Annotated in this window: 14 protein-coding genes and 1 tRNA gene; 11 read left to right on the top strand and 4 right to left on the bottom strand. The window is 49.0% G+C overall.

The genetic code is table 11. From position 1 onward, the window contains the following. Window positions 1-15 precede the first annotated feature (15 nt). Window positions 16-828: a LiaF transmembrane domain-containing protein gene (locus EFB08_RS09525; protein WP_123126709.1), complete on the bottom strand. Its 813-nt coding sequence runs from the start codon at window positions 826-828 to the stop codon at window positions 16-18. Between the two features lie 691 nt (window positions 829-1,519). Between EFB08_RS09525 and pheS the strand changes: the two genes are divergently transcribed. The 7 genes from pheS to EFB08_RS09490 all read left to right on the top strand — a co-directional run bounded on the left by pheS (window position 1,520) and on the right by EFB08_RS09490 (window position 11,107). Continuing rightward, on the top strand, window positions 1,520-2,545 hold the full coding sequence (gene pheS / locus EFB08_RS09520) for a phenylalanine--tRNA ligase subunit alpha (RefSeq protein ID WP_123126708.1): 1,026 nt from the start codon (window positions 1,520-1,522) through the stop codon (window positions 2,543-2,545). A 202-nt stretch (window positions 2,546-2,747) separates the two neighbouring features. Beyond that, window positions 2,748-2,821 (top strand) — tRNA-Asn (locus EFB08_RS09515). Between the two features lie 306 nt (window positions 2,822-3,127). After that, window positions 3,128-4,747, top strand: coding sequence for a type I restriction-modification system subunit M (locus EFB08_RS09510; RefSeq protein WP_123126707.1), 1,620 nt, complete (start codon window positions 3,128-3,130; stop codon window positions 4,745-4,747). Between the two features lie 62 nt (window positions 4,748-4,809). Next, window positions 4,810-6,204 (top strand): AAA family ATPase, encoded by a 1,395-nt coding sequence (locus tag EFB08_RS09505; RefSeq protein WP_123126706.1) that lies wholly within the window; start codon window positions 4,810-4,812, stop codon window positions 6,202-6,204. Between the two features lie 5 nt (window positions 6,205-6,209). Further along, entirely contained in the window at window positions 6,210-6,830 is a 621-nt protein-coding gene (locus tag EFB08_RS09500) for a DUF4276 family protein (protein ID WP_123126705.1), read from the top strand. 7 nt (window positions 6,831-6,837) lie between these two features. Continuing rightward, the gene (locus EFB08_RS09495; protein ID WP_123126704.1) at window positions 6,838-8,106 is read left to right on the top strand and encodes a restriction endonuclease subunit S; all 1,269 of its coding nucleotides are present in this window, start codon (window positions 6,838-6,840) and stop codon (window positions 8,104-8,106) included. Then, window positions 8,087-11,107, top strand: coding sequence for a type I restriction endonuclease subunit R (locus tag EFB08_RS09490; RefSeq protein WP_123126703.1), 3,021 nt, complete (start codon window positions 8,087-8,089; stop codon window positions 11,105-11,107). The genes EFB08_RS09495 and EFB08_RS09490 overlap by 20 nt, the downstream gene beginning before the upstream one ends. 23 nt (window positions 11,108-11,130) lie before the next feature. Here EFB08_RS09490 and EFB08_RS09485 read toward each other — a convergent pair whose 3' ends face one another. After that, a complete protein-coding gene (locus tag EFB08_RS09485) occupies window positions 11,131-11,367 on the bottom strand; it encodes a helix-turn-helix domain-containing protein (RefSeq protein WP_125077698.1) in 237 nt (78 codons plus the stop codon). A gap of 106 nt (window positions 11,368-11,473) precedes the next feature. Here EFB08_RS09485 and EFB08_RS09480 point away from each other — a divergent pair, with 106 nt between their 5' ends. Next, window positions 11,474-12,037, top strand: a complete 564-nt coding sequence (locus tag EFB08_RS09480) for a hypothetical protein (RefSeq protein ID WP_125077697.1) — start codon at window positions 11,474-11,476, stop codon at window positions 12,035-12,037. A gap of 33 nt (window positions 12,038-12,070) precedes the next feature. On the opposite strand, the gene EFB08_RS09475 is transcribed toward EFB08_RS09480, so the two are convergent. Both EFB08_RS09475 and EFB08_RS23335 read right to left on the bottom strand, forming a co-directional pair. Further along, window positions 12,071-12,466 carry a hypothetical protein gene (locus EFB08_RS09475; RefSeq protein ID WP_123126700.1) on the bottom strand — a complete coding sequence of 132 codons (396 nt, stop codon included), beginning with the start codon at window positions 12,464-12,466 and terminating at the stop codon, window positions 12,071-12,073. A gap of 137 nt (window positions 12,467-12,603) precedes the next feature. Next, entirely contained in the window at window positions 12,604-12,816 is a 213-nt protein-coding gene (locus EFB08_RS23335) for a hypothetical protein (protein WP_125077696.1), read from the bottom strand. A gap of 350 nt (window positions 12,817-13,166) precedes the next feature. Here EFB08_RS23335 and EFB08_RS09465 point away from each other — a divergent pair, with 350 nt between their 5' ends. The 3 genes from EFB08_RS09465 to EFB08_RS09455 all read left to right on the top strand — a co-directional run bounded on the left by EFB08_RS09465 (window position 13,167) and on the right by EFB08_RS09455 (window position 17,255). Next, the gene (locus tag EFB08_RS09465; protein WP_123126698.1) at window positions 13,167-14,249 is read left to right on the top strand and encodes a sensor histidine kinase; all 1,083 of its coding nucleotides are present in this window, start codon (window positions 13,167-13,169) and stop codon (window positions 14,247-14,249) included. 378 nt (window positions 14,250-14,627) lie between these two features. Then, window positions 14,628-15,287 (top strand): recombinase family protein, encoded by a 660-nt coding sequence (locus EFB08_RS09460; RefSeq protein WP_123126697.1) that lies wholly within the window; start codon window positions 14,628-14,630, stop codon window positions 15,285-15,287. Between the two features lie 582 nt (window positions 15,288-15,869). Next, window positions 15,870-17,255 carry a DUF6377 domain-containing protein gene (locus EFB08_RS09455; protein WP_125077695.1) on the top strand — a complete coding sequence of 462 codons (1,386 nt, stop codon included), beginning with the start codon at window positions 15,870-15,872 and terminating at the stop codon, window positions 17,253-17,255. Window positions 17,256-17,547 lie beyond the last annotated feature (292 nt).

Below are 17,547 nucleotides of genomic sequence, written 5' to 3'. Positions count from 1 at the left end.
GATGCTGTTTAGGCCTTAATAGCTTCTGATTTCGATGCCGCCAAAGAACACGGTCCCTTTGAGTACCAATACTTTGTCAGAATCCAGGGCCGCCTCAACAAAGCCTCGTTTATCATCGATGCCGCCAAACACCGTCACCACCTCAGAACGAACTTTCCAGTGCGGCGGAATCACAAAGCTGATGCCCCCAAAAACCTGGTTGATGTTAATGACTACTTCGCCCTGCATGTCAGCGTGGGTAAGGTTGTACTTGGCCCCGCCGCAGAAAGTCACAATATCGCCGCCCTTGAAGTCCTTCGTGATCACGTTTTTGGTGATTCCTCCGAAGATGGCCGTGGCCGTTAGGAAATTATCGCTGTTGGAGGCCGTGTTGGAGGTTGCGTTTGGATTTGTGTTCAAAGGTTGGGGCTCACGGTACCTGAAGCTAGAACCGAAGGGCCGCCTGTTTCTGAAGTTTTTCTCAAACGGATGCCGGGGTTTGAAAATGAGCCAGAGCCCCACCGCCACGATGATCGCCGGAAAGATAAACCGCTTGAGGGAGAGGCCTGGCATGAGGTCTTCCAAGAGGAACACGCTGCCAATAACCACCGGAAAGATCCACCCTGGGTTTCTGAAAGAGTGCCGTATTCCGGAAATCAGCCCGATAACGATCAGCAATACTTTCCAGGAAAATACCCAACCCGGCAAGAAGATGGCGTTCAATTGATTGGCCAGCAACAAAACCCCGATACCCACCACCACCAATCCGCCGGCCACTCTGCCGCCCCGACTGGTGGGATGTCCCCAGCTTTGGCAGCTATCTGTTCTTTTTATGTGCTGATTTTCCATAACGTTGTTTGATTTATGTTCCAAAACTAGGCAGAACCGGTGCGCGCCACAACGGGAATTAGGTTAAGTCCGGCAGAAAGTAGGTGAACGGCGGGTGAGCGTAGGTAAACGGAGATGTGGAGGTTTGTTTACCGATGCTTTTGTGAATGCGTGGTCTGTTAGTGTTGGCGTGATGTTGGTGTTTACTATTAGTTTCCTTGTGGGCTCATAGTCCGTTTGTGCTGGCGTAGCACCGCCGTTTGCGTGAGTTTATGAGCTTTCTTGTTGCATCGTTTCCCTCCGAGCGCTCACGGCCGCGAGGCCCCGTCTTCCGGGTTCGCGCTGCGCCAGCTTCCTTTGCTCCTTTCAGTCGCAATGCCTCACGGCACCGGAACCTGACAAGGCGCTCAACCGAAAGGCTGGAAACAGCAATGCTTAATAATAGCGTTGCATCCTCAAACTCCCACATTGTTCAAGTCTGTGACTTACCCAAAATGACCGGCAGTTTGCAACTGCCGTGAGGATGAAGCCTCAAACCATTGTCTTAAAGAAACTAAGTTAATATAAAAGAAAGACTGCATGATTTACTTTCCTGCAATCTGTTTTAGAGCCGATTTCCATAAAACAGGCCTAAATCGTATTCATCAGTAGCTAGCACCTGCTCTTCTGGACAAAACCTTACACAATCCCCATTAATCTTTATCTTTGCGCTATGCTATTGGAGAACATAAAACGGCTGACCCAAGAGGTAGAGGCCTATGCGATAGAGAACAAAGAGCAACTGGAATCTTTCCGGAACACCTATGTGAGCCGCAAAGGCCAGATTGCCGCCCTGTTTGACGAGATGAAAACCGTTGCCCCTGAGCAGCGCAAACAAGTAGGACAGGAACTGAACCAACTCAAGCAACTGGCCCAGCAGAAAATAGACACCCTTCAGGAAACCCTGGAACAGAACGCCACACCCGATGCTCTGTCTGGTCTGGATTTCACGTTGCCGCCGGTTCCTAACACGTTGGGCACCCGCCATCCTTTGTCCCGCGTACGCGAACAGATTATCCGTATTTTCGAGCGCATCGGGTTCAACGTATCCGAAGGCCCGGAGATGGAAGACGATTGGCACAACTTCTCGGCGTTGAACTTCCCTGAGAACCACCCCGCCCGTGACATGCAGGACACGTTCTTCCTAAGCAAAAACCCCGACATGCTGCTGCGCACGCACACCAGTAGCGTGCAGGTTCGCGTGATGGAGCACCAGAAACCGCCTATCCGCACGCTGTCTCCGGGCCGCGTGTTCCGGAACGAGGCCATCTCGGCGAGAGCGCATTGCGTGTTCCACCAGGTAGAAGGCTTGTTCGTTGACCGTGGCGTAAGTTTCAAGGACCTGAAGGATACACTTTATTACTTTGTGCAGGAGCTATTCGGGCCAGACACCCAGATCCGGTTCCGGCCGTCGTTCTTCCCGTTTACGGAGCCCAGCGCTGAGATTGACATCACTTGCCTTATCTGTAAAGGCGAAGGCTGCAACATCTGCAAGCACAGCGGCTGGGTAGAGATTGGCGGAAGTGGTATGGTAGACCCACAGGTACTGGAAAACTGCGGCATTGACTCCAAAGAGTTCTCAGGGTTCGCCTTCGGGATGGGCATTGAGCGCATTACCATGCTCAAGTACCAGATCAAAGACCTGCGCCTGTTCACCGAGAACGATGCCCGGTTCCTGCGCCAATTTGAGGCGATCTAAGTTACCCACACTTCCTGATTGCAGTTTGCAAGCTGTTTCAGGGCTATTTTCAGAAAAACAGCCCTGAAACAGAATTTTTTGGTTTCATTTTCAGTCACTTATCAGAAAACCTAAATTTTTTATCTGGTAACACTTGCACACAATCAGAATAGCCCCTACTTTTGCATCATCATTCAAGGTCACACGGTCAGAATTGATAAACTCCTCCTTAGCTCAGTCGGTTAGAGCACATGACTGTTAATCATGGGGTCCTTGGTTCGAGCCCAAGAGGGGGAGCTTGAAAATCAGCCACTTACGAGATAAAACTTGTAAGTGGCTTTTTTGTTTGCATACAATTTGCATACATTTTGTTGCTTTCAGACCTGATTCACCTCTCTTATCTCTTCAAGAAAAAAATTCCTTACAGCTCTCCTTTACCATTTAAGCACTTCAGGAGCCAAGCATCAAACGAATCCAAAATGGCTTTCAAGCTTGTATGGATTTTTTACTTAATCCTTTTGGCCTCTCTTCCATTCTCTCCTCAAAGCTTCTAAAATTTCAATATCTTCGGGTTCCGTATAAACCCCATCTCCTCCCCTCCTTATGGCGAAGAAGAATACCTCGGCACCAAGTGCCAAAGGCGATATAGATTTTGAGAAAGAACTCTGGGACGTAGCCAACGAGCTGCGCGGCGCCGTAGCCGAAAACCAGTACAAAGACTACGTGCTTTCCCTCCTATTTGTGAAGCACCTCTCTGAGCGCTTTGAGATACGCAAGCAGGAGATCCAGCTTTCCTTTCTGGAGCCCGAATCTGAATACTACAACATAGAGGCCCACCAGCAGAGCGAGGTGCTGGAAGACGAGCTGGAGTACCAGGTCAAGAACGCCTACCGCCTGCCCAAGGAAGCTACCTGGGACTACCTGCGCGAGAACGCCGAGCAGGACGACATCAAGGTGAAAGTAGACCAGGCTTTCGTGTTGATTGACGAGCTGCTGGCCAAGCGCAACCCCGACTACAAAGGCGTGCTGGAGCCTATCTTCGTGAAGAGCCAGCTCTCGCCTACGCAGGTGGCGGGGCTCATTAACCTGTTCTCCAAAGAGAAGTTCTCTGAGATTAACAACCCCGAGAGCGACATCTACGGCCGCGTGTATGAATATTACATCGGCAAGTTCGCGATGGCCGAGGGCTCCGGTGCGGGGCAGTTCTTCACGCCGGGCAGCGTGGTGCGCCTGCTGGTAGAGATGCTGGAGCCGCTCAAGGGCCGCATCATGGATTTGGCCTGCGGCAGCGGCGGCATGTTTGTGCAGAGCCTCAAGTTCTTGCAGGCGCACGGCGGCGACAAAAACGACATCTCCATTTACGGGCAGGAGCGCTACGAGGGCACGCTGCGCCTCTGCAAGATGAACCTGCTGCTGCGCAACCTCTCCTTTGACGTGAAGCTGGGCGACTCCCTGCTGCACGACCGCTTCCCGGGCCTGACGGCCGACTATGCCCTCATGAACCCGCCGTTCAACATCTCTAACTGGCACCCCGAGCTGCTGCCCGACAACGACCCGCGCCTCTTCGGGGCCAAAGACACCTTTACCACCCCTGGCAACGCCAATTACATGTGGTTCCAGACGCTGTGGCACCACCTCTCTGCCCGCGGAACGGCGGGCGTAGTAATGGCCAACGGCGCCATGACCACCGGAAGCGCCGGCGAAAAGAACGTGCGCGAACACATGATTACCCAAGGCATGGTAGACTGCATTGTGCAGATGCCCGACAAGCTGTTCCTGACCACCGGCATACCCGCCTGCATCTTTCTTCTGAGCAAGAACCGTAACGGCCGCGACGGCGAACACCGCCAACGCAAAAATGAAATCCTGTTCATAGACGCCCGCAAACTGGGCACTATGGCCAGCCGCCGCCTGCGCGTGTTTGAAGACGCAGACGTGGCCCGCATTGCCGACACCTACCACCAATGGCGCAACCTGGACGGCAACTACGCAGATATAGAAGGCTTTTGCAAAGCCGCTACGCTTGACGAAGTGGCCGCCAACAACTACGTGCTCTCGCCTGGTCGCTACGTGGGCTCCGAAGCCGAGGAAGATGATGGCGTTCCGTTTGAAGAAAAGATGCAAAAGCTGACGGAGAAGTTGCTGCAACACTTTGTGGAAGGTGCATTGCTAGAGAAGCGGATTAAGGAAAATCTGGAGGGATTGGATTTAAGATTTAAATAATATTAAAGCTTTTTAATTTCATAAATAAGTTGGGCTAAATTTAGTTATTAAAATAATACAAGATGATAAAGGAGATTGAAATTAGGAATTTTCGAAGTATCCAATCTGTACAAATACCCCTTTCACCATTGACAGTAATCGTAGGTGCCAATTCTACAGGTAAAAGCAACCTTGTAAAAGCTATTGATTTTTTGTCAGATGTTGCTGAAGTTGGATTACAAGAATCTGTTTATAAAAGAGGAGGATTTGATGAAATACTCCCAAAACAATATAAATCATTAAATAATAATGAAATTTACTTTAAAATAAATTTTGACTTAGAACCTCCAAAACGCTGGATTAAATTAGGCCTTCCAAGCCTTAGCGTAACATATGAGTTGGGTTTTACCAAAAGGCCACGAAATAAAATAAAAATCACTAAAGAATCATTAGAATTAAACTCCCTCCTTTTACTATCTAAGTTTATTGAAAATGATTTAGAAAAGAGCTCCAAGAATTTTGCTTTAGATGATTTAGAAATTGAAAAGCTAGCAAATTCTTCCATTAAGATTTTCAGAGATAGTAGAGATACAATACAGTATAAACTTGGATTCAGTTTAGAAAGTAATAATCTAGATTTATTTGTTGCTTGGCTAGGTTTAGGAACTTTTATTGACAAAGACCGAAGAAGTGTATTAGGAGAGAAGGGAATAGAAAAACTTTTTAAAAATATATTAAATACAATAAGACCTGGGCAAAAGAAAAGTGAATCCTTAATTATCACATCAGACAGAGCTTTAATTAGTTTCAATAATCACCTAAGGAAATTAAGAGAAGAACTTATTTCTTTTGGGAGATATGATTTACTAATTAATGAGCTTAGACAGGAGCAATCAATTTCTGACCAAAAACAAGTATCATTAACGGGAGATAATATTCCTTCAGTTGTAAAAAACTTTGTAAGTGAAAATGCAAGCGGATGGCAAAGAATCTTAACGACAATGTCAAATATCTCTCCCTATTTTTCTGATGTTAACTCAAAAAGCTTAAGGGCTGGAAAAGAATATTTAGTTTTTAAGGAAATTTTCAATGGTCGAAAGGTTGAGTCATGGGAAGCATCAGACGGTACTTTAAGAGCATTGGCAATTTTATTATCAATAGAAGCCCACCCAGATAATTCAACAATTATGATTGAAGAGCCTGAACATGGCCTTCATCCCTGGGCAGTGCGTGAATTAATTTCTCATTTCCGAGATTCAATTGAGGCTAAAGAAATTCAAATTATTTTAACTACACATTCTCAACAAGTGTTAGAGCTTATAAACAAGGAAGAGCTTTTAATTTCTGAAAGAGATGAATCTGGAACTAAATATTTAACTATTAACTCAATAATTGACAATATGGAAGTAGACATGGGTGAGATTGGGGAACTTTGGACTAGAGGGCTACTCAAAGGCGTTCCAACTAGTAAAATATAAATCCTATGTCTTGTAAATTAGCTTTTATAGTTGAAGGCCATTCTGAATATGATACGGTTCAAACAATAATTTCCAAAATAATAGGTAGTTGCTATTTTCCAGTTAATAATGCAAGAGGAATTGGTAATATAATTAAAAACGTTGAGAAAGAATTATTATTAACAATTAAATCGTTTAAGCCAGAAAAAATAATTATAGCTCTAGACTACCGGGAAGCACAAAGACAAGGAACGGTTAATAATTGTATTGAACTTAAAGAACTAATACAAGAGAAATGCAATAGATTTATTGAAATTCAAACGAAAAATGGAAGCTTAGTTTTACCTGAATCTATAACTGTAATTATAGTTGATAAAACTTATGAAACCTGGTTCTGCGCTGATTACGAAGGTTTGAAAATGAATGATTTAGTTGATGAAACTAAAATAATTGAAACGTTTTCAAATGTAGACTTAGAAATTCCTAATCCAGATAAATGGTTAGGAGAAAAATTAAAAGGAAAAATAGACTTAAAATCAAAGAATAATAGAAAGGTATTAACCAGAACAATGAGACCTGAAATTGCAAAAGACAACAGCAGGTCATTTAGGAAATTTTATGAAGAAGTATTAAGATTTAGTTTTTAGTTATAAAATGACCAACTGGAAAACATATAGACTTGGAAATATAGTAGATATTAAGCACGGGTATGCGTACAAAGGTGAATTCTTTAGTACTGAATCAACTAATGATTTACTTGTAACACCTGGAAATTTTAATATTGGGGGTGGCTTCAAGGAAGACAAGTATAAATACTATAATGGTGAAACAATTGAAAGCTATGTGCTCAACCCAGGTGATGTCATAGTTACAATGACTGATTTAAGTAAGGATGGGGATACGCTTGGTTACGCAGCTATCGTTCCTGAAATTCCTGGCAAAAGATTACATCATAACCAGCGCATAGGTTTACTTCAATTTAAAAATAAAGAATTTAGCAAAGAGTTCATCTATTGGTTGTTAAGAACCAAAACGTATCAGTCGTTTGTACTAGGGGGCGCAACAGGCACTACTGTAAAACATACTGCACCAACAAGAATACAAGGGTATGTATTTTCAGCACCTGATTTTTCTACGCAAATCCGCATAGCCGAAATCTTATCTGCGCTAGATGATAAAATAGAGCTGAACCGCCGCATGAACCAAACGCTAGAGCAAATGGTGCAAACTCTCTTTCAACAGTATTTCGTGAATGGTATTGATGAAGAGAACCTGCCAGAAGGCTGGAAAATAAAAACTTTGGGTGATTTGGTTGATATAACATCAAGCAAAAGAATTTTCCTCAATGAATATGTAACAGAAGGTATACCGTTCTATCGAGGAAAAGAGATTATCCAATTGCACCATGCTGGTATTATCTCAACAGAGCTTTTTATTACAGAAGAAAAATTCAATTCAATAAAAGCAAAATTTGGTGCTCCCAAAGAAGGCGATATTCTTCTAACTTCGGTGGGCACAATAGGAGTGCCGTATCTCGTCTATAAAGATGATGAGTTCTACTTTAAAGATGGAAACATAACTTGGATTAAAAATTATCTAGATTATGTTGGCCCTATTTATGTTTACCAATGGCTGATTTCTGATAAAGGTCAATCAAGTATTGACAATATCACTATAGGTAGTACGCAAAAAGCGGTTACTATCCAATCTTTGAAAACAATGCAAGTTGTGACACCTCCTAAGAAGCTACATGATACTATTTGTAATCAAATAGAAGTATTGAGAACCAAAGTCACTCACAATAACAAAGAAATAAGGACTTTAATTGAGACCAGAGATTATCTCCTCCCCAAACTCATGTCTGGAGAAATTGACGTGATGCAAACCCAACCGGAAGCCCTGCATGAGCCAGTACTTAGCTGAGAGTGACATAGAGGAAGCGGCCATTGCCTGGCTGCTGGAGCAGGCGCCCTACACTTACCAACACGGCGCCGAGATAAAGCGTGACCAGAGCAAAGTGGTGCTGGAAGACGCGTTTGCCGCCTACCTGAAGCGCCGTTACCCGCAGGTGCCAGACAAGGTACTGGCCGAGCTGAAGCAGGAGTTCCTCTTCAACAAAGGCACAAACCTGCCCCAGCGCAACCATGCCTTCCACCTCAAACTCAGCAAAGGCATCAGCAAAACCTGGAAAGACGAACACGGCAAACCCCAGTTCGGCCACTTCTATCCCGTTGACTATGACACCCTGGAAAACAATGACTTCAGGGTAGTGAACCAGTTTACCATTGTGGGCAAGGGCAAACGCCGCCCAGACCTTATCATCTTTGTGAACGGCCTGCCGCTGGTGCTCTTTGAGTTCAAGAACCTTTTCAACCAAGACGCCACCGTAGAGGCCGCCTTCAACCAGGTACAGCACTACACCCTAGACATTCCGGCGGTGTTTGAGTACAACGCCCTCACCGTGGTCTCTGATGGCCAGACCACCCTGCATGGCATGTTCAGCAGCGGCCTGGAGTGGTACGCCGCCTGGAAAAGTATAGACGGCCGTGCCGTGGTTGACAACGGCTTCGCGCTGGAAACCCTCATCAAAGGCCTGCTGGTACCCCAGCGCCTGCTCCAATACGTGCGCCACTACATCTTCCATGAGCTGGACAAAGGCGAGCTCATCAAGAAAGGCGCCAAGTACCACCAGTTCTACGGCATACAGTACGCCCTGCAGGAAACCCTCCAGCACGTGCGCCCCTTCGGCGATGGCCGCATTGGCGTCATCTGGCACACCACCCGCTCGGGCAAGAGCATCACCATGGCCATTTACACCGGCATTCTGCGCCAGTTGCCCCAGCTCCGGAACCCCACCATTGTGGTGCAGGTAGACCGCTTTGACCTGAACCGCCAGCTCTTCGAGGATTTCGTGGCCGCCAAAGACCTGGTAGGCGACGTGAGCATCGCCAACACCACCGACGAGCTGCGCACCCTGCTCAGCGGCGAGGGCGGCGGCGTGGTGTTCAGCACCGTGCAGAAGTTCAACCTCAAAGACACGGCCACCGGCCGCGAGCTGGAGCACCCCGTCCTCAGCTCCCGTGACAACATCATTGTGATTGCCGACGAGTGCCACCGCACCCAGTACGGCCTGGTGCAGGGCTTTGCCAACAACCTGCGCCGCGCCCTGCCGCAGGCGAGTTTCATTGGTTTCACCGGCACGCCCGTAGACAGCAAGGACGCCGATACCGTGGCCGTGTTCGGCGACATTATACACACCTATGACATAAAGCAGGCCACCGAAGACAAAGCCGTGGTGCCCATTTACTACGAGCCGCGCCTGGCCAAGCTGCACCTGGGCAACGCCCAACTAGAGGAAGAAGCCGAGGAAATTACCGGCGGTCTGGAAGAAAACGACAAGAACAAGATTCTGTGGGCCGCCATGGAGGACGCCGCAGGTTCTCAGGAGCGCGTAGCTGCCATTGCCCGTGATATTCTAAAGCACTACACCGCCCGCAACGCCAGCCTGAGCGGCAAAGCCATGCTGGTGTGCATGAGCCGCCGCAACTGCGTGAAGCTCTATGACGCCCTCACCGCACTGCCCGGCTGCCCCGAGGTAGCCGTGATAATGACCACCAACATCGCCAAAGACCCCATTGCCTGGAACCCGCACGTGCGCACCAAAGAGGCCATGGAAGGCATCAAGACCCGATTCAAAGACCCGGATGACCCGCTCCAACTGGTCATAGTGCGCGACATGTGGCTCACCGGCTTTGACAACCCCGCCATGCACACGCTCTACGTAGACAAAGTGATGACCGGCCACAACCTCATCCAGGCTGTGAACCGCGTGGCCACCGTCTTCCGTGACAAGCCCAGCGGCCTCATCGTGGACTACATTGGCATTGGTGACCGTCTGCGCGATGCTACCAAGAAATATACCGGCGCCGGCGGCTCATGTGCCGTGGCGGTAGAGATAGAGGAAGCCTTCTCCCTCACCCAGGAAATCATTGACCTGCTGCGGGAGCAACTGCCCCCTGGTTTCACTTACCAGAACTGGCTTGCCTTAACGGGTCCGGAGAAATTCAAACTGGTGGGCTTGGCTACGAACTACCTGGTCTCTGATGATGAGCTCTGCAAAGGGTTCATGCTCAACGAGAAGAAGCTCAGCAGCCTGGCCTCCATCGTGAAAAACCATGCTGCCATTAATGACATTGCGGTAGACATTCTCTTCTTCCAGCACGTGGGCGCAGCGGTGCGCAAGGTGAAATACCCCACCACCAATATCAAGAAAAGCCAGGAGCAGATTAAAAACCTCATCCACCGCAGCATTGAGAGTGAAGACGTGGTAGACGTGTTCCAGATGGCCGGCATAGAACGCTTTGACATCTCCATCATCAATGACGAGTTCCTGGCCACCGCCAAAGAACAGAAGACCGGCAACGAGCTCAAGCTGGAACTCCTGCGCCAGATCATGAACGATGAGATCAAGGTCCGCTCCACCAAGAACCTGATCAAGTACCGCAAGCTCAAAGAAGAGGTAGAAAAAATCATCGCCGACTACCACGCCCACTTCTTTGACAGCCTGGTAGCCATGGAAAAGCTGCGCAACGTAGCCAAGCAGATGCAGGATGAAGACAAGCTCCGGAATCAGTTAGGCCTTACCGAGGAAGAGGAAGCCTTCTATCAGATCCTAGCCAATCACCCCAACGCCGTGCAGGACTTTGATCTCATCAAAGAACTGGTGAAGAAGATCCTGGCCGAGGTAAAGAAAAGCGCCTCCCAACCGGACTGGTACAAAAAAGACGACACCAAAGCCCAACTGCAACTAGCCGTAAAGAAGGTACTTCGTTTTAAAGTGAAAGAAGATCTGCAGGAGATACTTGATGAGATTCTGGAGCAGGCAGAGGAGCGGTATAAAGTGTGGGCGTTTGAGGTAGCGTAGTATAGGCCTTATCTGAAATCAAATCAGTTGCTTTTCTTATCCCCGGGGTAATCTACCAACTCCCTTAGGGGAATCTGCAGTGCCTCGCTAAGTGAGATGAGCACGTCTAGGGAAACGGTGAACTTTGCGTTCTCGATGCGCTGCACCGTGGTCTTGGCGATATTGGCCGAGTCGGCCAGCTCCTGCTGGCTCCAGTCCCGCTCCATTCTGAGTCTGCGCAGATGGGCGCCGAATGCTCTTACTCCTTCAGGGTTCTTCACCCGGCAAATCTGGGCCTACCCTGAAAATATTTTGGATGTCAATATGCATCCAAAATCAAAGATTGTTTACCTTCGCAGTATCCCAAGATACCTAACCCACGAAGCCATGGAAAGCGAGAACAGACTTACCACCTACCCGCCAGACCCAAGTCTGCGGAACCTCAAGCTTAACTTTCAGCGGACCGAGAGATTCGCAGGGAGCGGGCTCTTCTTCCCCGTCCATATGACCGACATCGAGCTGAAGCTCGTCGTGGACGAGGCCTTCGGGGACCTTATCCTGTCCAACACTAAGATCGCGAAGGTATTCGTCCGGAAGGACAAGGGCGGCAAGGGCATTGACTTCAGGCTGGAGGAGGCCTATAGGAGGCCCCACCAGATCGTCAAGAAGACCATGTACACCTTCGGGCTGAACGCCAACTGGAAGGCGGTGGACTTCTTCGAGCACCAAACAAGGGGAACCAAGGGCACCTCCAAGGTGGTCGGGGGCAAGACATACTATTACCCCCAACTCCTGGCCGAGGAGTACATCGGCTACCGCTCGGACGTGGTGGACTATATCTATGAGCAGCGGCAGCGGCAAACCGGCAAGCCGGCGGTTAATCCCATCTTTTGCGGCGAGGAGTGGACGTGCATCTACCAGCATGAGCATTTCCTCTTGTACGAAGAGTAAGGGCTTGCCGGAAGTACATAGATGCGTTAACCACTACCAGAACCTATCAACCATCTTACCGGAAAGGTTCTCCTCCTGCCTTTCCCAGAGGCGGCGCATCTCATCCGAGCACCTCTTCACCAATGAGCTTCCCTCGTAGGTCATCTCATACGACTCGGGCCTGAACGGCTTCCCTTCCACCACTACCCTTATATAGCCTTTCTCCAGCAGCAGGTTGATGGAGTCATACAGGCAGTGCAGAAAGTAAGCACCCGAAAGGTAGGTGTCCACCTTGGCAGTCGTGAAGGGGTACTTGGCCAGGGAGAGCCGCTGACAGGCGCAGAGCACCTCCCAATCCCTTTGCCGCAGGCCGGTCTTCTTCTTGAGGTCTTTCAGCACACGGTGCTGCACGGCCAGGATGCCGGAGATGTCCAAGTAGGGGATGTTCATGCGTTACAGGGGGTGTAAAAGGATGGGACCGGAGGGTGGCTGGAACAGTTGCGTGTGCAACCGAAAGAATTTCACTCTGTGGCTTCCTTCCCTTAAGTTACGATAAATACGCCGGACTTTCGGGGTGATGGGCATTATCAAGAGTCCTTGCTCACCAGGAAATCCTCCGAGCAGAACCTGTTCAGGGCGTACATGTAGGCCTCGTAGAATGAATGGAACCCGTAAACAGTGACGTCTCCTTTCGTAATGGAATATTCCCCCGGGGTGGTGGAGTATTCCCCCACGTGACGTGAGAGGGTCTTCCCTATTTCTTCTGAGTGTTCGTTGTCGGTATGATGGAAGGGACGCATGGGGTGATTCAGATTACTGGCCTTTTGTGAGATACAGCTTTCCAAAACCCAAGGTTGAGCCAGAGTCTGAAATTCCGTATTTGCACATTTTTCCCCGTATTTAACTTTGGGCGAAGGCTCTGGAAACATGAACGTTACTCTCAAGGCCTGCAACTTTTCCCCATGGGGTTGACCGAGATGTCTTTTATCGAAGTCCATGCGTCCCGGCACTGGCTTTCCGATCCCGTAGATGCACCCTACGGCCGAACCCATAGATAGATATATCCGTTTTAAACACCTGGCACCCGGTAAATACCTTTGTTCGGGTATAAACACCTATATTCAGGCATCTATACAAAGCCGCCATCCCCATGGAGAAACCAACCGAGAACCCAGAGGCGCACAACAACCTTATTGAGTTGAACGATGAGCTGGAGAACTATTTCAGCAACACCGTCATCCCGCAGCTTTTCGTGGATGCGGGGATGGTCCTGCGCAAGTTCACCCCCGCCGCCATGACGCATTTCAGCCTAACCCAGGAAGATGTGGGCAGGCACATAGACGAGGTGTGCAACAACATCCGCTTCCCCACCGTCATCGAGAACATCCAGGAGGTGATCAGGGGCGGCGAGGACCTGCGGAAAGACATCCAGACCACTGACCGGAAATGGTACCAGATGGACATCCTGCCTTACCTCGTCAGGAAAGAGAACCGGGTCAACGGCGTCATCATCACCTTCGTGGATATCGACGAGCGGGTCCAAGCCCTTGCCGGGTACGAGAAGCTGAACAAGAAATACCGCACCATCATCTACTCCATCTCCCACGACGTGAGGGGGCCGATCGCCAGTATGAGCGGCCTGGTCAACCTGCTGAAAGACCCCTCCACCAGCGAGGAGGACACCCGGCAGATAGTGGACCTGCTGGGCCGGTCCGCGGAGCATGCCCTCAAAACGCTGACCGACCTGACGGACATCAAGGAAAGCGACTCCGATTTCGCCAATGCCGCCGAGCGGGTGAACATCGAGAACCTGATAGAGGATGCCCAGCTTGCCCTCAAGGACCAGATACATGAGACCGGAGCCAAGGTCACTACCGAGATACACCAATCCGAGGTAAACCTATCCCGCAAGAACGTCAGGAGTGTCATCTACAACCTGCTGAGCAACGCCATCAAGTACAAGGCACCCGACCGGGAGCCAGAGGTACACATCAAGGCGGAGAGTTCCGGGGGATACACGGTGCTCTCCGTGAGAGACAACGGGCGAGGCATAGAGGAAGGCAAGAGAGAGGTGATCTTCGAGCGGTACACCAGGCTGGCGGAGGACGTGGAGGGCACCGGGCTGGGGCTGTTCATCGTCAGGAACATGGTGGAGGAGGAAGGCGGGAAGATCGAGGTGGAGAGCGAAGTGGGCAAAGGCTCCACCTTTAACGTGTACTTCAAAGCAGGGTAATAGCCTGAACGGGACTTCCTGCCGTAACCCGTCACCTTTAATCCCTCTACAAATGCCGCGAGGCTACCTCCCTTAAATTCCTGTATCTTTTCTCACCTTTAGCCGGGCCATCTTTACCTGGCATGTCGGCTAGGCTTAGTCTGCGTCCCGCTCCTATGTTTGAATTTGTTTCTCCTCAGATTCACCCCATGATGACAAGCTAACGTCAAATAGGGGTTCCTCTCCCCTGGGGTGTGTCAAAAAAAGTACCCCTTTTTTATATGCCCCTCAACAGTTACAGAGGCACTCGAAACTAACCTTTCGCTGTATCACGGTAAGCTATAGCTTTTGCTGACACAAACACGTAAATTCAGGTCCTTCAACCTTAACCCGAAACCCATGAAAGCAGCCCTCTACCTCCGCGTCTCCACCGCCAAACAGAACACCGACCGCCAGTTGACGGAACTCCATGACTACGCACTCAGGCATGGCTTTGAGGTGGTTTACACCGCCTGTGAGACGGTTTCCGGCACGAGGCACCGCTACCAGCGGCCTGGCATGGAGAAGGTGCTGGAGATGGCCAGAGAGGGCGAGATCACGGAGGTGGTCTGCCTGGAGCTGTCGAGGCTGGGCAGGGACGCCATGGATGTCCGGAACCTGATCCTGGAACTGGCAGGCTACGGCGTCTGCACCCACGTGGTGAACAAGAACCTGCGCTCGCTGGACAAGCGGAGGAGGAAGGACCACGTCACAATGATGATCCTGGGCATATTGGCGGACTTGGCCGAGATGGAGCGGGAGACGACCGTGGAGCGGATCGTTTCAGGCCAGCAGGAGGCGAAACGGCAGGGCAAGCACATCGCCCGTCCCAAGGGATCAACTAAGAGCACAGAGAGGTTCCTGGAGGAGAACAGAGGGGTCGTGAGCTACTTAGAGGAAGGGAGATGCTCCATACGGGAGATCGCCACCCTCTGCAGTGTATCGCCCAATACTGTGATGAAGGTAAAGCGAGCTAATAGTGCAACAAGTGCAAGGGTGCCGCAAGAGATTTCTGCTTGACGGGTCCCCATTACAATTGACAAAGTCAGATGAAGCCTAAGGGAAGCAGGGTTTCCGTTTCCCAAGGAATCCTACTGTATCAGTGGCTCACACATTTTTGTCAAAAGAATGCAGGACCGCCAAAACAGACCCACCCGGTCAGACCCAAGGCATTCCAATCGGGTCAACATACCCCCGCACCTTAAATACCAAACACCCAAAGGAGAAGACCAATACTAATAGTTGAGGGAGTATTTGCTAACTTTACATCTACCCCCTGTAATTGCCTCTTAAATCTTTCTCTTAAATATATCCATGAAGAACAAGTATGTTACAATATTTCTGTTGTTCTTATTCATATTAACCTCATTAACTGTTTCGGCATCATCTAGTACTGATAGCTTACTCAATGAGCTATCTAGTACAATCAAAAGGAATGACAGCTTTATAGACATAAAAAACAATCAACTAAATAGGCTCAAAAAGAGCCTTAAGGAGACCAATTCACCTCTTCAGCACTTTGCCCTGTATGATAAACTCGTATATCAGTATCGGGCTTTCAAATATGACTCAGCTTTTGCGTATGCACTCAAATTACAGGAGGTGGCACGAGACCTTCAGGACCCAGTCAGGATTACGCACGCCAAGCTGAAACTAAGTTTTATCCTAGTTTCATCAGGTATGTACAATGAGGCCCTCGACTCACTGGAAACCATTGGGGTCACGAACATGCCCGATAGTGTGAAGGTAGACTACTATGCCCTAAAATCGCGGGCGTACTATGACCTGTCTGGCTATACCCAAGATATCTACTATTCCACACGCTACAGGAACAAAGGAGAGGCCTATGTGGATTCTGCCCTTGCCATGCTCACCGGGAGTGATCTGCGGTTCCATGCCTTGAATGGGATGCGATCAGAGATAGCTGGGAAACCAGACGAGGCGCGTGACTACTTTCAGACTATTCTAGACAGGTTCCACCCATCGCTAAACCAATATGCGATGGCTGCAAACTCCCTAGGCAACATTTACTACAACAGAGGTGACAAGGAAAAAGCTATTGAGATGATGGCCAAGGCCGCCATAGCCGACCTGAAAGGCTCAGTAAAAGAAGGTGTGGCGCTCATGACCCTTGCGGAGTTCCTCTACAAAACCGGTGATGAGGTAAGAGCTTATGAGTACATCAAACAGGCTTTGAAAGATGCCACGTTTTACGGGGCCAAACAACGGACTATTCAGGTAGCAGCCATTCTGCCTATTATTGAGGGCGAGCGCCTGACTACAGTGGAAGGGCAGCGCCAACGGCTTTACGTTTACGCCATCGTGGTCACCGTATTGTCCTTGTTGGTGCTTGTCTTCGCCTACATCATCTTCCGGCAATTGAAACAACTGCGGGAGGCAAAACGCACCCTCACCGAAGCCTTTGACAAGCTGCAGAAAACGAACGATGAACTGGTGGGAGCCAAGCAGACCCTCACCGATGCCTATGATCAGCTGCGGGAAACCAATGATAAGCTGATTGAGGCAAACGTAATTAAGGAGGAGTACATTGGCTACTCGTTCAACTTCCAGTCCACGTACCTAGACAAGATAGATAAGTTCAAGAAATCCATTGATCGCAAACTCATGGCTAAGAAGTATGACGAGATCGGACATGCCATGAAGAGCATTAATGTGCAGAACGAGCGCGAGTTGCTGTTCCAGAGTTTTGATCAGACCTTCCTGAAACTGTTCCCTAACTTTGTCTCTACTTTCAACTCCTATTTCAAGGAGGAAGACAAAATCAGGCTCAAAGACAAAAATTCCCTCAACATTGAACTCAGAATCTTTGCACTCCTACGCTTGGGCATCACCGACCATGAGCAGGTGGCTCAATTCCTGGACTACTCCGTGAGAACCATCTACAACTACAAAACCAAGGTCAAGAACCGGTCTATCTTGCCCAATGATGACTTCGAAGAAAAGATCATGGAGATCAAAGCCTTTTAGGCTGGCCTTGAGAATATCTGAAGCCACCTCTTAACCAGAGATTCAGCAAACCCCTTTTCGGCGCTCTTTTCACAAAAAGAATCCGAAAAGGGGTTTCCTTTTTTACCCAGTTCCAAGCCGCCAACTGAGGACCTCCTATTGTTTTGGTACATAATATTTCCAGTCGCAGACAAGGTGCCTTTTTGAGATTTTGTTAAAACCATTGCGATAGTATTGCTTCCCTAGTAGAGGCTCAATCAATGTCTAAAAAATCAAGAATGGTGTGAAAATCAACACAAATTGGCCTTGTTAA

The organism is Rufibacter latericius, assembly GCF_003721515.1.
GTDB lineage: Bacteria > Bacteroidota > Bacteroidia > Cytophagales > Hymenobacteraceae > Nibribacter > Nibribacter latericius.
The sequence above is the reverse complement of the archived record's forward strand: the minus strand, read 5'-3'. Positions and strand labels throughout refer to the sequence as shown.

What these genes read in the sequence shown, in the direction of transcription:
- EFB08_RS09525 (WP_123126709.1), bottom strand. Translation starts at nt 828, where the DNA reads ATGGAAAATCAGCACATAAAAAGAACAGATAGCTGCCAAAGCTGGGGA.
- pheS (WP_123126708.1), top strand. Translation starts at nt 1,520, where the DNA reads ATGCTATTGGAGAACATAAAACGGCTGACCCAAGAGGTAGAGGCCTAT.
- EFB08_RS09510 (WP_123126707.1), top strand. Translation starts at nt 3,128, where the DNA reads ATGGCGAAGAAGAATACCTCGGCACCAAGTGCCAAAGGCGATATAGAT.
- EFB08_RS09505 (WP_123126706.1), top strand. Translation starts at nt 4,810, where the DNA reads ATGATAAAGGAGATTGAAATTAGGAATTTTCGAAGTATCCAATCTGTA.
- EFB08_RS09500 (WP_123126705.1), top strand. Translation starts at nt 6,210, where the DNA reads ATGTCTTGTAAATTAGCTTTTATAGTTGAAGGCCATTCTGAATATGAT.
- EFB08_RS09495 (WP_123126704.1), top strand. Translation starts at nt 6,838, where the DNA reads ATGACCAACTGGAAAACATATAGACTTGGAAATATAGTAGATATTAAG.
- EFB08_RS09490 (WP_123126703.1), top strand. Translation starts at nt 8,087, where the DNA reads ATGAGCCAGTACTTAGCTGAGAGTGACATAGAGGAAGCGGCCATTGCC.
- EFB08_RS09480 (WP_125077697.1), top strand. Translation starts at nt 11,474, where the DNA reads ATGGAAAGCGAGAACAGACTTACCACCTACCCGCCAGACCCAAGTCTG.
- EFB08_RS09475 (WP_123126700.1), bottom strand. Translation starts at nt 12,466, where the DNA reads ATGAACATCCCCTACTTGGACATCTCCGGCATCCTGGCCGTGCAGCAC.
- EFB08_RS23335 (WP_125077696.1), bottom strand. Translation starts at nt 12,816, where the DNA reads ATGCGTCCCTTCCATCATACCGACAACGAACACTCAGAAGAAATAGGG.
- EFB08_RS09465 (WP_123126698.1), top strand. Translation starts at nt 13,167, where the DNA reads ATGGAGAAACCAACCGAGAACCCAGAGGCGCACAACAACCTTATTGAG.
- EFB08_RS09460 (WP_123126697.1), top strand. Translation starts at nt 14,628, where the DNA reads ATGAAAGCAGCCCTCTACCTCCGCGTCTCCACCGCCAAACAGAACACC.